11 protein-coding genes are annotated in these 14,873 nt (G+C 72.1%); 9 read left to right on the forward strand and 2 right to left on the reverse strand.

Going from position 1 to position 14,873, the window contains the following annotated elements; translation table 11 throughout:
* Window positions 1-62: 62 nt before the first annotated feature.
* On the reverse strand, window positions 63-605 hold the full coding sequence (locus ABZ135_RS18140; protein ID WP_356696805.1) for a MarR family transcriptional regulator: 543 nt from the start codon (window positions 603-605) through the stop codon (window positions 63-65).
* A gap of 166 nt (window positions 606-771) precedes the next feature.
* Here ABZ135_RS18140 and ABZ135_RS18145 point away from each other — a divergent pair, with 166 nt between their 5' ends.
* From ABZ135_RS18145 to ABZ135_RS18155, 3 genes are all read left to right on the forward strand, one after another.
* Entirely contained in the window at window positions 772-1,611 is an 840-nt protein-coding gene (locus tag ABZ135_RS18145) for a lysozyme (protein WP_356696807.1), read from the forward strand.
* Between the two features lie 223 nt (window positions 1,612-1,834).
* A complete protein-coding gene (locus ABZ135_RS18150; protein WP_356696809.1) occupies window positions 1,835-2,740 on the forward strand; it encodes a lytic polysaccharide monooxygenase in 906 nt (301 codons plus the stop codon).
* Window positions 2,741-2,957: 217 nt separating this feature from the next.
* Window positions 2,958-4,109 carry a glutamate--cysteine ligase gene (locus ABZ135_RS18155; RefSeq protein ID WP_356696811.1) on the forward strand — a complete coding sequence of 384 codons (1,152 nt, stop codon included), beginning with the start codon at window positions 2,958-2,960 and terminating at the stop codon, window positions 4,107-4,109.
* A 73-nt stretch (window positions 4,110-4,182) separates the two neighbouring features.
* Here the strand turns inward: ABZ135_RS18155 and lon are convergent, their stop codons facing one another.
* On the reverse strand, window positions 4,183-6,594 hold the full coding sequence (gene lon, locus ABZ135_RS18160) for an endopeptidase La (RefSeq protein WP_356696813.1): 2,412 nt from the start codon (window positions 6,592-6,594) through the stop codon (window positions 4,183-4,185).
* Window positions 6,595-6,724: 130 nt separating this feature from the next.
* On the opposite strand from lon, the gene ABZ135_RS18165 reads away from it, so the two are divergent.
* From ABZ135_RS18165 to ABZ135_RS18190, 6 genes are all read left to right on the forward strand, one after another.
* On the forward strand, window positions 6,725-7,360 hold the full coding sequence (locus ABZ135_RS18165) for a GNAT family N-acetyltransferase (RefSeq protein ID WP_356696815.1): 636 nt from the start codon (window positions 6,725-6,727) through the stop codon (window positions 7,358-7,360).
* 83 nt (window positions 7,361-7,443) lie between these two features.
* On the forward strand, window positions 7,444-7,995 hold the full coding sequence (locus ABZ135_RS18170) for a hypothetical protein (RefSeq protein ID WP_356696817.1): 552 nt from the start codon (window positions 7,444-7,446) through the stop codon (window positions 7,993-7,995).
* Window positions 7,996-8,114: 119 nt separating this feature from the next.
* A complete protein-coding gene (locus ABZ135_RS18175; RefSeq protein WP_356696819.1) occupies window positions 8,115-8,786 on the forward strand; it encodes a spermidine synthase in 672 nt (223 codons plus the stop codon).
* 72 nt (window positions 8,787-8,858) lie between these two features.
* Window positions 8,859-9,596 carry a response regulator transcription factor gene (locus ABZ135_RS18180; RefSeq protein ID WP_132913532.1) on the forward strand — a complete coding sequence of 246 codons (738 nt, stop codon included), beginning with the start codon at window positions 8,859-8,861 and terminating at the stop codon, window positions 9,594-9,596.
* 74 nt (window positions 9,597-9,670) lie between these two features.
* Window positions 9,671-10,723 (forward strand): HAMP domain-containing sensor histidine kinase, encoded by a 1,053-nt coding sequence (locus tag ABZ135_RS18185; protein WP_356696867.1) that lies wholly within the window; start codon window positions 9,671-9,673, stop codon window positions 10,721-10,723.
* A gap of 303 nt (window positions 10,724-11,026) precedes the next feature.
* Entirely contained in the window at window positions 11,027-14,842 is a 3,816-nt protein-coding gene (locus ABZ135_RS18190; RefSeq protein WP_356696821.1) for a multifunctional oxoglutarate decarboxylase/oxoglutarate dehydrogenase thiamine pyrophosphate-binding subunit/dihydrolipoyllysine-residue succinyltransferase subunit, read from the forward strand.
* The last annotated feature ends 31 nt before the right edge of the window (window positions 14,843-14,873 follow it).

The following is a 14,873-nucleotide window of genomic DNA, read 5'->3' on the forward strand; positions in this document are numbered from 1 at the left end:
CCCGGCGCGCCCCTTCGGCTCACTCGCCGAGGTGGTCGTGCTGGGGGCCCGGCGAGGCTCCCTCAGCCCTCCGCCGACCGTACGTTGAAGTGGTGGAGCAGCCGCGCCAGTTCCGCCACCTCGGCGCGGTCCCAGTCGGCGAGCTTGCGGACGTAGCGCTCGCGGCGGGCGTCGCGGACGTGGCGGAAGCGGCCCTGGCCCTCGTCGGTGAGGCGGACCAGGGAGGCGCGGCCGTCCGCCGGGTCGGGGTCGCGGGCGACCAGGCCGAGCTCCTCCAGGGCGCGCAACTGGCGGCTCATCGTGGCCTTGCCGACGCCGAAGTAGCCGGCCAGGTCGGTGGCGCGCTGGGGTCCCGCCTCGTCGAGGCGGACGAAGAGCCCGTAGGCCGCCGGCTCCAGCTCGGGGTGGACCTCGCGGGCCATCTCGCCGGACTGTGCGCGGGCGCGGCGCAGAAAGACCGCCAGTTCGCGTTCCAGAGCGAGGAATTCCTGGTCCACACCACTCCCGCTCTTGGGTTCGGCTTCACTCCCCGTACCGCTTCCGTGCACGTCAGCACCCCTCGCGCGCTTTCCGCTCGCTGAAAGTTTCTTCCCTTCGCGGCCCATCGCCGCAGCTCCTTCAGTATTTCGCAGGCGTAGACCAACGGCAGCCGTCAGGCCCCCTTCCGCCGGGGGTTCTACGTGCGTAGCGTCGTGCCCGGCGACCTCGCCTGACATGTCCACACCATGACATGTCACCCCCGCTCCCCCACGAGCCTTTCGGAGGCACGCAATGCGTGTGCACAGATCCGGAACGTCCCTCGCCGGCGCCGCCCTCGCGGCCCTGGCGCTCCTCCTCCCCCTCACGCTCTCCGGCACCGCCAGCGCCGCCCAGGACGACCCGGGCGCCCGGCAGGTCCCGGCCCGCGGCTCCGCCTACATGGGCATGGGTGTGATCCCGCACGACGGCCAGGGCGGCAAGCCCGGCGGCATCTCGATCCAGGCCACCCAGACCGAGGGCGTCGACGTCTCCAGCCACCAGGGGAACGTGGACTGGCCGAGGCTGTGGAACAGCGGGGTGCGGTGGGCCTACGTGAAGGCGACGGAGGGCACGTACTACAAGAACACGTACTTCACGCAGCAGTACAACGGCTCGTACAACGTGGGCATGATCCGCGGCACGTACCACTTCGCGACGCCCGACACGTCGACCGGGGCCGCGCAGGCCGACTACTTCGTGAACAACGGCGGCGGCTGGTCCAAGGACGGCAAGACGCTGCCGGGGGCGCTGGACATCGAGTGGAACCCGTACGGCGCGGCCTGCTACGGCAAGACCCAGTCCGGGATGGTCGCCTGGATCCGGGACTTCGTGAACCGCTACAAGTACCGGACCGGTCGCGACCCGGTGATCTACACGGCGACCAGTTGGTGGAAGCAGTGCACCGGCAACTACGGCGGCTTCGCCACCGCCAACCCGCTGTGGATCGCGCGGTACGCGACGACGGTCGGCGAGCTCCCGGCCGGCTGGAGCTACTACACGATGTGGCAGTACACGTCGTCCGGCCCGATCGTGGGCGACCACAACCACTTCAACGGCGACCTCTCGCGCGTCCAGGCGCTCGCCAACGGCTGACGGGGGCGCGCGGCACGGCGGCCCTCCCGGGTGTGCGGCACCCCGGGAGGGCCGCTTCGCGCGCGGGCCCGGGCAGTGACGCCGCATCCCGGCCCACCCCACCCCTTGCCCATTGGTATGGACCAATGCGACCCTCGGTGTGCGCCGGGAGCTGGACAACTCCCGTGCGCCGCACGTGTGTTGCTCGCCCGTACTCCCCCACGCACGAGAGATAGCCCCCCGCATGCCGTCGTACCGCCGCACCCCAGCCGCCCTCGTCGCCGCACTGTCCGCGGCCGCGGCGCTCACTGCCCTCACCCCCACCGCCGCCCAGGCCCACGGCGCCGTCTTCGACCCGGTCAGCCGGATCGCGGCCTGTTACGCGGAGGGGCCGGAGTCCCCGGACTCCCCGGTCTGCAAGGACCTCGTCGCCGACTCCGGCACCCAGCCCCTCTACGACTGGAACGAGGTCAACATCGCCAACGCCGACGGCAACCACCGGGCCCTCATCCCGGACGGCAGGCTCTGCTCGGCCAACCGCGAGAAGTACCGCGCCCTCGACTGGGCCCGCACCGACTGGCCCGCCACGGCGGTCGCCGCCGGCACCTTCGGCTTCAAGGTCCGGGTCACCGCCCCGCACTCCGGCACCATGACGATGTACGTCACCAAGGAGGGCTTCGACCCGACCCGGCCGCTGAAGTGGTCCGACCTGGACACCACCCCCGTCGCCGTGCACGCCACCGCCCGCACCGCGACCGACGGCCACTACGCCTTCACCGGCACCCTCCCGGCCCGTACCGGCCGCCATGTCGTCTACATGGTGTGGCAGCGCAACGACAGCCCCGAGGCTTTCTACAGTTGCTCGGACGTCGTCTTCGGCGGCGGTACCGCGCCCGGCACCCGGGCCGGGGCTCCGGCGGCGGGGGCTCCCGCGGCCGAGGCGCCGACCGAGGCCCAGCTCGCGGACGGCGCCGCGCTCTCGACGGTCAGCCACGCCGGTCACGGCGGCGACGAGGCGGCGCCCGCGCTCTCCGCCGACGCGGCCGGATCCCCGGCCTCCCCGCTCCCGCTCGCCCTCGCCGGCGCCGGGGCCCTGGCCGCCTTCGGCGCGGGCAGCCTGCTCCTGACCCGCCGCCGCGGCGAGAACTGACACCCCGCACTCCCCGCACGGCTCACTGAGCGACTCACGGAGGGGCTCACGGAGGGACTCAAGAGGGGCGCCCGCGTCGGGCGCCCCTTCGGGTGTCGAATTCGCGCCATCCGCACCAGCACGGGTGGGAGTGGGTGCTTCCGTGGACAAGGTTCAGGAAAGCTCTGTTCGAACGGCCGTCAGCGCACCGTCGTCCGACCGTGAAGGAGTGCACTCCATGCGCCAGGAGCCGCCGTGGACCTACCACCGGGGAGAAGGGCCGCGCACGTTCGGCGTGGAGGAGGAACTGCTCGTCGTCGATCCAGGCACCGGGGTCCCCCGGCCGCTCGCCGGGACCGTCGCCGACATCGCCGCCTGGCACGCCGACGTCCTGCGGCGGGCCGACCGGGTCGAGCCGGCCAAGACCGAGCTGTTCTGCGAGATGCTGGAGATCGCCACCCGCCCCTGCCTCACCTCCGCCGAGCTCGACGAGCAATTGCGGCAGGCCCGGCACGCGGCCGCGGCCGCCGCCAAGGAGGCGGGGGTCGCCGTGGCGGCCCTCGCGACCGCGCCGATGCGCTTCGAACCGCTGCTCAACCCCGCCGACCGGTACCGGCGGATCGAGGAACGCTTCGCCCGGCTCGTGGACGACAAGCTCACCTGCGCCTGTCACGTCCATGTGCACCTCACCTCCGCCGAGGAGGGCGTCGGCGTGCTCGACCGGATCCGGCCCTGGCTGGCGCCGCTGCTGGCCCTCAGCGCCAATTCACCGTTCTGGCAGGGCCGGGACACGGGCTACGCGAGCTGGCGCCACCAGCTCTGGTCGCGCTGGCCGATGAGCGGGCCGAGCGAGCTGTACGGCGACGTCGAGACGTACGAGGAGACCACGCGGGCGATGCTGGCGAGCGAGGTGCTCGTCGACGACCACATGGTCTACTTCGACGCCCGGCTGTCGCGCAGCTATCCGACCGTCGAGGTCCGGGTCGGGGACGTGTGCCAGCGGGTGGAGGACGGCGTGCTGCTCGCCGTCCTCGTCCGCGCCCTGGTGGAGACCGAGGCCGCGGCCTGGCGGGCCGGCCGGGACGCCGACCCGGTGCCGACCGCGGTGCTGCGGCTGGCCTCCTGGCGGGCCAGCCGGCACGGCCTCGGGGGCGAGCTGCTGCATCCGCTGACCTGGCGGCCGGCCCCCGCGGCGACCGTCCTGGCGGCCCTGCTCGACCACGTCACCCCGGCCCTGGAGGCCACGGGCGACCTGGACCGCGCGGTGCGGGGCGTGGAGCTGCTGCTGACCCAGGGCACCGGGGCGGACCTCCAGCGCGCCGCCCACGACAAGGAGCCGGGCCTCGGCCCGGTCGTCGCCGACGCCGTGCGCCGCACCGTCCCCGACTGAGACCGGGGCCGGGGGGCACCCGGCGGCGACGGCGGGGCGCCCCCTCCGGGGAGGGGGCGCCCCTGGCGGCGGCTCAGGCCGCCGCGCCCACGGCGACCTTCGCCGGGGTGAGGGCGATCTCCAGGACCTGGCGGACGTCCGTCACCGGGTGGACCTCCAGCTTGTCCAGGATCTCGGCCGGGACGTCGTCCAGGTCGGCCTCGTTCCGCTTGGGGATCACGACGGTCGTGATGCCCGCGCGGTGGGCGGCGAGCAGCTTCTGCTTCACGCCGCCGATCGGCAGGACCCGGCCGGTCAGGGAGACCTCGCCGGTCATGGCGACGTCCGTGCGGACCAGCCGGCCCGACAGCAGCGAGGCCAGGGCCGTCGTCATCGTGATGCCCGCGCTCGGGCCGTCCTTGGGGACCGCGCCCGCCGGGAAGTGGATGTGCACGCCGCGGTCCTTCAGACCGGTGACGGGCAGCTCCAGCTCCGCGCCGTGCGAGCGGAGGAAGGACAGCGCGATCTGCGCGGACTCCTTCATCACGTCGCCCAGTTGGCCGGTGAGGGTCAGCCCCGCCGCGCCCGTCTCCGGGTCGGCGAGCGACGCCTCGACGAAGAGCACGTCACCGCCGGCGCCGGTCACCGCGAGGCCGGTCGCCACGCCGGGCACCGAGGTGCGCCGCTCGGCCGGGTCCTGGGCGGACTCGGGCACATGGTGCGGCCGGCCGATCAGCTCGCGCAGGTCGTCGGCGCCGATGGTGAGCGGGAGCTCCCGCTCGCCCAGCTCGTGCTGGGCGGCCACCTTGCGCAGCAGCCGGGCGATGGAGCGCTCCAGGGTGCGGACGCCCGCCTCCCGGGTGTACTCGCCGGCCAGCCGGCGCAGCGCGCTCTCCTCCAGGACGACCTCGCCGGTCTCCAGGCCCGCCCGCTCCAACTGCCGGGGCACCAGGTGGTCACGGGCGATGACGACCTTCTCGTCCTCGGTGTAGCCGTCGAGCCGGACCAGCTCCATGCGGTCGCGCAGGGCCTCCGGGATGGCCTCCAGGACGTTCGCCGTCGCCAGGAAGACGACGTCGCTCAGGTCGAGCTCGACCTCCAGGTAGTGGTCGCGGAAGGTGTGGTTCTGCGCGGGGTCGAGGACCTCAAGGAGCGCCGCCGCCGGGTCGCCCCGGAAGTCGGAGCCGACCTTGTCGATCTCGTCGAGGAGGACCACCGGGTTCATGGACCCGGCCTCCTTGACGGCGCGGACGATCCGGCCGGGCAGGGCGCCCACGTACGTGCGCCGGTGGCCGCGGATCTCCGCCTCGTCCCGCACGCCGCCGAGCGCGACCCGGACGAACTTCCGCCCCATCGCGTGGGCGACGGACTCGCCGAGCGAGGTCTTGCCGACGCCGGGCGGGCCGACCAGGGCGAGCACGGCGCCGCCGCGCCGGCCGCCGACGACGCCGAGGCCCCGCTCGGCGCGCCGCTTGCGCACCGCCAGGTACTCGGTGATGCGCTCCTTCACGTCCTCCAGGCCCGCGTGCTCGGCGTCGAGGACTGCCTTGGCGCCCTGGATGTCGTACCGGTCCTCGGTCCGCTCGTTCCACGGCAGTTCGAGGACGGTGTCGAGCCAGGTGCGGATCCAGGAGCCCTCGGGCGACTGGTCGCTGGCCCGCTCCAGCTTCTCGACCTCCTTGAGGGCCGCCTCGCGGACCTTCTCGGGCAGGTCGGCGGCCTCGACGCGGGCGCGGTAGTCGTCGGACTCGTCGCCCTCGCTCTCGCCGTTGAGCTCGCGCAGCTCCTTGCGGACGGCTTCGAGCTGGCGGCGCAGCAGGAACTCGCGCTGCTGCTTGTCGACGCCCTCCTGGACGTCCTTGGCGATGGTCTCGGCGACGTCCTGCTCGGCGAGGTGGTCGCGCAGTTGCGTGGTGGCGAGCTTGAGGCGGGCGACGGGGTCGGCGGTCTCCAGGAGCGCGACCTTCTGCTCGACGGTGAGGAAGGGCGAGTACCCGGAGTTGTCGGCGAGGGCGCCGACGCCCTCGATCTGCTGGACGCGGTCGACGACCTGCCAGGCGCCGCGCTTCTTCAGCCAGGTCGTGGCCAGCGCCTTGTACTCCTTGACGAGTTCGGTGACGGCGCCGGGCAGCGGGTCGGGCACGGTCTCCTCGACGACGGTGCCCTCGACCCACAGGGCGGCGCCGGGTCCGGTGGTGCCGGCGCCGATGCGGACGCGGCCGAGGCCGCGGATGAGCGCGCCCGGGTCGCCGTCGGACAGCCGGCCGACCTGCTCGACGGTGCCGAGGACGCCGGTCCCGGCGTAGGTGCCGTCGACCCGGGGCACCAGGAGCACCCGGGGCTTTCCGTTCCCTCCGCGCGCGGCGGCCTGGGCGGCCTCGACCGCGGCCCGCACGTCGTTGTCGGACAGGTCCAGCGGCACCACCATTCCGGGCAGCACGACCTCGTCGTCGAGCGGCAGCACAGGCAGAGTGAGCGGCACGGACGCCATGGACTCAGAAGCCATGATCTCCCCTTCGGCAGTCAAGTTGAGCTATGTGGACTCAATGCACCTGCGCCGCGGAATGTTCCCCACCGGCTGTTCGCTCTGAGCGATCAGGCTCCCACGCAGCGCGAACAGTCGATGTAATGCCCTCATGGATATCGCAGCCATTACATCAGCCTGGGTGACCGGCTGGACCGTCTCCCGGGGTACGCCGGCCGCCGTCGTCGAGCCCTGGGGGTACCGGATCGACGTGGGGCAGCCCCGGCATCCCTTCCGGCACGTGCTGCCCCACCCGGACGCGGTGTCCGTCGGAAAGCTGTGCGCGGACGTCACCGAGCCGTGGGCGTGGCTCAAGGTGATGGCGCGGCCCGAGGAGGTGGCGCCGTGGATCACCGCGGGATGGACGATCCCGGACGACCCCGGCTTCATGATGACCAAGACGCTCGACCCGTCCGCCCGCCCGGCACCTCCCGAGGGGTACGCCCGGACGACGGAGACCCGTGACGGGGTGATCCGGGTCCGGATCCTGGCGCCCGACGGCACCCTCGCCACCCGGGGGCAGATCGCGCCGACCGGGGCGACCGCCGTCGCCGACCAGATCGAGACGGACCCGGCCCACCGCCGCCGGGGCCTCGGCGCCAACGTGATGCGCACCCTGGAGGCGGCGGCCGCGCAGGCCGGCGCGCGCACCGGCATCCTGTCGGCGACCACGGACGGGATGGCGCTCTACGACTCGCTCGACTGGTACTACCGGGGCCCGCTGACCGGAGTCGTCCGTACGGGCTGAGGCGGTCCGCACCGACCGAGCCGTCCGCACCGATCGCGCCGTTCCGGCTGCGCCGGGAGGGGGTGAGCGGGCATGCTCGGCTCATGGAGTACGGGAAGCGGTACGGGGCGGCGGCGCTGCTGGCCGCGCTCGTCGTGGCGGCCGGGTGCGCCCAGGCGCCGGCGACACCGGACGACCGGCCGGACACGACCGTGAGCCCCCCTCCGCCGCCGAGCGGACCCGCCGACACCACCGCCACCGCCACGGCCCCCGCCACCCCGCGCGGCGACGGCGACGAGCCGGCCCCTCAGGAGGTGCTCGTCGAGGTCGTCGTCAACGGCGGCTTCGCGGGCGTCCGCAACAAGCTGGTCGTGCACCACGACGGGAGCTACCGGGTCCACACCGGCACCAGACCGGCCCGGGAGGGCCGGATGAGCGCCGCAGGCGCGGCCGAGCTCCGCGCGGCCCTGGAGGACCCGGCCTACGCGAAGGTCCCGGCCCGCCCCACCGGTGGGGCGACGGTGGCCGACGGCTTCACGTACTACGTCACCCACGCCCACCGGCTCGTGGTCACCCGGGACGGCGAGGACCGGCCACCGGCCCTCCAGCGCGTCTTCGACGCCCTCCCGGAGGGCGGACCGCCCACCGCGCCCTGATCCCACGGCGTAAGCCCCCCCCCCGCTGCTCATTAAGCGTTTGTCCCGGCCGCCCCCGCCTGCCCAGGATGGCCGGGACGCACACGTACACCACGGACACATCGAGCCACGGAGTGAGCATGACCAGCCCCGTCACCCTCGACCGCCGCGAGGGCCCGTACGGAGAAGTCGTCCTGCGCCGACGCGACGCGCACTACGAGATCATCGCCAACGGCACCTTCCTGATGGACACCTCCGACGGCCGCTCCGAGCGGCTGCTCATGGACGCGGCGCTCGACGCCCTGCCCGAGCGCCTGCACGGCCGCGCCGCCGTCCTCGTCGGCGGTCTCGGCGTCGGCTTCTCCCTCGCGCACGCCGCCGCCGACCCGCGCTGGGGCCGGATCGTCGTCGCCGAGCGTGAGGAGGCGATCATCGACTGGCACCGCGAGGGTCCGCTCGCCGCGATCTCGGGTTCCGCGCTCGCCGATCCGAGAACCGTGATCCTGCACACGGACCTCGTCACGCACCTGCGCACCTCCTCCGACACGTACGACGCCCTGTGCCTCGACATCGACAACGGGCCCGACTGGACGGTCACCGAGGACAACGAATCCCTTTATTCCGCCGAGGGTTTGGCCGCCTGCGCGGCCCGCCTCAACCCGGGCGGAATCCTCGCGGTGTGGTCGGCCCGGCCCTCCGCCGATTTCGAAGAGTCGTTGCGGAATGCCGGATTCAACGGGGTACGGACGGAAGAGGTCCCGGTTGCCCGGGGCGTCCCCGACGTGGTCCACCTCGCCGTCCGGCCCGCCTGATCACCTGCGTAGCCTTGACGCCGCCGGTGCCTCTAGGCTGCTGCACCGACATCGGCGACGCGAGGCGGGGCAATGGAGCAGACACACACCACTCACCACGGTGCGGCGACCACTCCGGGGGCCCAGCGGCGCGTCCTTGTCGTCGAGGACGACGCGACGATCGTCGAGGCCATCTCGGCGCGGCTGCGTGCCGAGGGCTTCCTGGTGCAGACCGCGACCGACGGGCCGGCCGCCGTGGACGCCGCCGAGGCGTGGCAGCCGGACCTGATGGTGCTCGACGTGATGCTGCCGGGCTTCGACGGCCTGGAGGTGTGCCGCCGGGTGCAGGCCCAGCGTCCGGTCCCGGTCCTGATGCTCACGGCACGGGACGACGAGACGGACATGCTGGTCGGCCTGGGGGTCGGCGCCGACGACTACATGACGAAGCCGTTCTCGATGCGCGAGCTCGCCGCCCGGGTGCACGTCCTGCTGCGCCGGGTGGAGCGGGCCGCGCTCGCGGCGGTGACCCCGCGCAGCGGGATCCTGCGGCTCGGCGAGCTGGAGATCGACCACGCGCAGCGCCGGGTGCGGGTGCGGGCGGAGGACGTCCACCTGACCCCGACCGAGTTCGACCTGCTGGTCTGCCTGGCGAACACCCCGCGCGCGGTGCTCTCCCGTGAGCAGTTGCTCGCCGAGGTGTGGGACTGGGCGGACGCCTCCGGCACCCGCACGGTGGACAGCCACATCAAGGCGCTGCGCCGGAAGATCGGAGCCGAGCGCATCCGTACGGTCCATGGCGTGGGGTACGCGCTGGAGACCCCGGCGCCGTGATCCGGCGGGGGCGGGCCGCGGGCCGTCCGAGCCGGGCGGGCCGGGGCACCGGCCGCCGGGACCGGCGGCGCCGGATAGTGATCTCGATCAAGACCAAGCTCGGCGCGCTCGTCGTCGGGGCGGTCCTGCTGACCTCGGGTCTCGCCCTGGTCGCGATCCGGACCTCCACCGAGTTCCGGTACATCACGATCTTCGCGATGATCGCGACGCTGCTGATCACCCAGTTCGTGGCGCAGTCCCTGACCGCCCCGCTGGACGAGATGAACCACGTCGCCGGCTCGATCTCGCGCGGTGACTTCAGCCGCCGGGTGCGCGGCGCGGACCGCCGTGACGAGCTGGGCGACCTGGCCTCGACGATCAATCGCATGGCGGACGACCTGGAGGCGGTGGACCGGCACCGCAAGGAGCTGGTCGCGAACGTCTCGCACGAGCTGCGCACGCCGATCGCCGCCCTGCGCGCCGTCCTGGAGAACGTCGTGGACGGGGTCTCGGAGGCCGATCCGGAGACCATGCGGACGGCCCTGAAGCAGACCGAGCGGCTCGGCCGGCTGGTGGAGACGCTGCTCGACCTGTCACGGCTCGACAACGGTGTCGTCACGCTCAAGCGACGCCGCTTCGAGGTCTGGCCCTATCTGTCCGGGGTGCTGCGGGAGGCGAACCTCGCCGCCTCGCAGCGCGGCCTGTCCTCCACCTCGGGCCTGCACAACCGCACCGACGTCCATCTCCACCTGGACGTCTCCCCGCCGGAGCTCACGGCGCACGCGGACGCGGAGCGGCTGCACCAGGTGATGGCCAACCTGATCGACAACGCGGTGAAGCACTCCCCGCCGCACGGGCGCGTGACGGTGCGGGCCCGGCGCGGGCCGTGTCCGGACTCGCTGCAACTGGAGGTCGAGGACGAGGGCCCCGGCATTCCCGAGTCGGAGCGGCACAAGGTCTTCGAGCGGTTCAACCGGGGCACGGTCCCGGCCCAGCAGGGCCCGGGCAGCGACGGCGGCACCGGTCTGGGCCTCGCCATCGCCCGCTGGGCGGTGGATCTGCACGGTGGCCACATCGGAGTGGCCGAATCGTCACGCGGCTGCCGCATCAGACTCACTCTTCCGGGCAGCCTCCCTGCGAGGGATTGACGTAGGGTTCGAACCGGAAGCTCTCGTTCTGCGTGTACGTGTACGACTCCCCGTACAGGAGACGGACAACGGACGGGCGGGACGGGGTCAGGGGTGCGGTCGAGGGCGGCCGTAGCCACGGTTCTCCGTACCCTCACACCTGCGGAACCACGGTTGTTTCCCGCCATTCACGGCGGCGAAACACGTCGTCAAGTGTGACTTGCGCGACGTTGGAGTGCCCGGCCTGCACCTCCAGGCCAGGGAGGCGTAGCCTTTATTTCCGCTGTCCATCACCTTGTGAAGCGGAAGAGGGCGGTTGCCGCCGTGTCGTCTCAGTCCCCCAGTACCCCGAGCTCCCCGACCGACCAAGACGGGCAGGGTAAGTCCCCTGCGACCGCCTTCGGTGCCAATGAGTGGCTCGTCGACGAGATCTACCAGCAGTACCTCCAGGACCCGAATTCGGTCGATCGTGCCTGGTGGGACTTCTTCGCCGACTACAAGCCCGGAGCGTCGGAGACCCCGGCCGCCCCGGCAGTAGCCACCCAGACCACCCCGAGCGCGCCCGCCGCGCAGCAGGCGGGCCCCGCACAGGCCGCGCCTGCCGCTCCGGCGGCCGTACCCGCTCCGGCGGCTCCCGCGGCTCCGGCCGCCCCGGCGCCCGCCGCTCCGGCCCCCGCTCCCGCCAAGCCGGCCGCCGCCGCGGCCCCGGCCCCGGCTCCGGCCGCCCCGGCGAAGCCCAAGGCCGCCGAGGCCCCCAAGGCCGAGACCCCCGCGGGCCCCGAGCTGATCACCCTGCGCGGCCCGGCCGCCGCGGTCGCGAAGAACATGAACGCCTCGCTGGAGATGCCGACGGCCACGTCCGTCCGCGCCGTCCCGGTGAAGCTGCTCTTCGACAACCGGATCGTCATCAACAACCACCTGAAGCGCGCCCGGGGCGGGAAGATCTCCTTCACCCACCTCATCGGCTACGCCATGGTGCAGGCCATCAAGGCCATGCCGTCGATGAACTGGTCCTACGCGGAGAAGGACGGCAAGCCGACCCTGGTCAAGCCGGAGCACGTGAACTTCGGCCTCGCGATCGACCTGGTGAAGCCGAACGGCGACCGCCAGCTCGTCGTCGCCGGCATCAAGAAGGCCGAGACCCTGAACTTCTTCGAGTTCTGGCAGGCGTACGAGGACATCGTCAAGCGCGCCCGCGTCGGCAAGCTGACGATGGAGGACTTCACCGGCGTCACGGTCTCGCTGACCAACCCCGGCGGCCTCGGCACCGTGCACTCGGTCCCGCGTCTGATGCCCGGTCAGTCCGTCATCATGGGCGTCGGCTCGATGGACTACCCGGCCGAGTTCCAGGGCACCTCCCAGGACACCCTGAACAAGCTGGGCATCTCCAAGGTCATGACCCTGACCTCGACCTACGACCACCGGGTCATCCAGGGCGCGGCCTCCGGCGAGTTCCTGCGGATCGTCTCCAACCTCCTCCTCGGCGAGGACGGCTTCTACGACGACGTCTTCAAGTCGCTGCGCATCCCCTACGAGCCGGTCCGCTGGCTCAAGGACATCGACGCCTCGCACGACGACGACGTCACCAAGGCCGCCCGGGTCTTCGAGCTGATCCACTCCTACCGGGTCCGCGGCCACGTCATGGCCGACACCGACCCGCTGGAGTACAAGCAGCGCAAGCACCCCGACCTGGACATCACCGAGCACGGCCTCACCCTGTGGGACCTGGAGCGCGAGTTCGCGGTCGGCGGCTTCGCCGGCAAGTCGATGATGAAGCTCCGCGACATCCTCGGCGTGCTCCGCGACTCGTACTGCCGCACCACCGGCATCGAGTTCATGCACATCCAGGACCCGAAGCAGCGCAAGTGGATCCAGGACCGCGTGGAGCGCCCGCACGCCCGCGTGGAGCGCGAGGAGCAGCTCCGCATCCTGCGCCGGCTGAACGCGGCGGAGGCGTTCGAGACCTTCCTGCAGACCAAGTACGTCGGCCAGAAGCGCTTCTCGCTGGAGGGCGGCGAGTCCGTCATCCCGCTGCTCGACGCGGTCATCGACTCCGCGGCGGAGTCCCGCCTCGACGAGGTCGTCATCGGCATGGCCCACCGCGGCCGCCTGAACGTCCTCGCGAACATCGTCGGCAAGTCGTACGCGCAGATCTTCCGCGAGTTCGAGGGCAACCTCGACCCGAAGTCGATGCACGGCTCCGGCGACGTGAAGTACCACCTGGGCGCCGAGGGCACCTTCACCGGCCTCGACGGCGAGCAGATCAAGGTCTCGCTGGTCGCCAACCCCTCCCACCTGGAGGCGGTCGACCCGGTCCTGGAGGGTGTCGCCCGCGCCAAGCAGGACGTCATCAACAAGGGCGGCACGGACTTCACCGTCCTGCCGGTCGCCCTGCACGGTGACGCGGCCTTCGCCGGCCAGGGCGTGGTCGCCGAGACGCTGAACATGTCGCAATTGCGCGGCTACCGCACCGGCGGCACGGTCCACATCGTCATCAACAACCAGGTCGGCTTCACCGCGGCCCCCGAGTCCTCGCGTTCCTCCATGTACGCGACGGACGTGGCCCGCATGATCGAGGCGCCGATCTTCCACGTGAACGGCGACGACCCGGAGGCGTGCGTCCGGGTGGCGCGGCTCGCCTTCGAGTTCCGCCAGACGTTCAACAAGGACGTCGTGATCGACCTCATCTGCTACCGCCGCCGCGGTCACAACGAGGGCGACAACCCGCAGTTCACCAACCCGCAGATGTACACCCTGATCGACAAGAAGCGTTCGGTGCGCAAGCTGTACACCGAGTCGCTGATCGGTCGCGGCGACATCACCCTGGAAGAGGCGGAGCAGGCGCTCCAGGACTTCCAGGGCCAGCTCGAGAAGGTGTTCGCGGAGGTCCGCGAGGCCACCTCGGCCCCGGCGCCGGCGCACGTCCCGGACCCGCAGCCCGAGTTCCCGGTCGCCGTCACCACGGCGGTCTCCGCGGAGGTCGTGAAGCGGATCGCCGAGTCGCAGGTCAACATCCCCGAGCGGATCACGGTCCACCCGCGTCTGATGCCGCAGTTGCAGCGCCGCGCGGCCTCGATCGACGACGGCACCATCGACTGGGGCTTCGGCGAGACCCTCGCCATCGGCTCGCTGCTGATGGAGGGCACCTCGGTCCGCCTGTCGGGCCAGGACTCCCGCCGCGGCACCTTCGGCCAGCGCCACGCGGTGCTCGTCGACCAGGAGACCGGCGAGGACTACACCCCGCTGCTGTACCTGACCGAGGACCAGGCCCACTTCAACGTCTACGACTCGCTGCTCAGCGAGTACGCGGCGATGGGCTTCGAGTACGGCTACTCGCTGGCCCGCCCGGAGTCCCTGGTGATCTGGGAGGCCCAGTTCGGTGACTTCGTCAACGGCGCGCAGACCGTCGTGGACGAGTTCATCTCCTCGGCCGAGCAGAAGTGGGGCCAGACCTCCGGCGTCACGCTGCTGCTGCCGCACGGCTACGAGGGCCAGGGCCCGGACCACTCGTCCGCCCGCCCGGAGCGCTTCCTCCAGATGTGCGCGCAGGACAACATGACGGTCGCCATGCCGACGCTGCCGTCGAACTACTTCCACCTTCTGCGCTGGCAGGTGCACAACCCGCACCACAAGCCGCTCATCGTCTTCACCCCGAAGTCGATGCTGCGTCTGAAGGCCGCCGCGTCGAAGATCGAGGAGTTCACCACCGGCGGCTTCCGCCCGGTGATCGGCGACTCGACCGCCAACCCGGCCGACGTCCGCAAGGTTGTCTTCTGCTCGGGCAAGGTCTACTACGACCTGGAGGCCGAGCGTCAGAAGCGGGGCGACACGGAGACCGCGCTCATCCGCCTCGAGCGCCTGTACCCGCTGCCCGGTGCCGAGCTCCAGGCCGAGATCGCCAAGTACCCGAACGCCGCGAAGTACATCTGGGCGCAGGAGGAGCCGGCGAACCAGGGTGCCTGGCCGTTCATCGCGCTCAACCTGATCGACCACCTGGACCTGGCGGTCGGCGCGGACATCCCGGCGGGCGAGCGCCTGCGCCGGATCTCCCGCCCGCACTCCTCGTCCCCGGCGGTCGGTTCGGCCAAGCGTCACCAGGCCGAGCAGGCGCAGCTCGTCGCGGAGGTCTTCGACGCCTGACCGAGGCGCCCAAGCCCGTACGACAGGAGGC

The organism is Streptomyces sp. NPDC006339 (genome assembly GCF_040612775.1).
Lineage (GTDB): Bacteria > Actinomycetota > Actinomycetes > Streptomycetales > Streptomycetaceae > Streptomyces.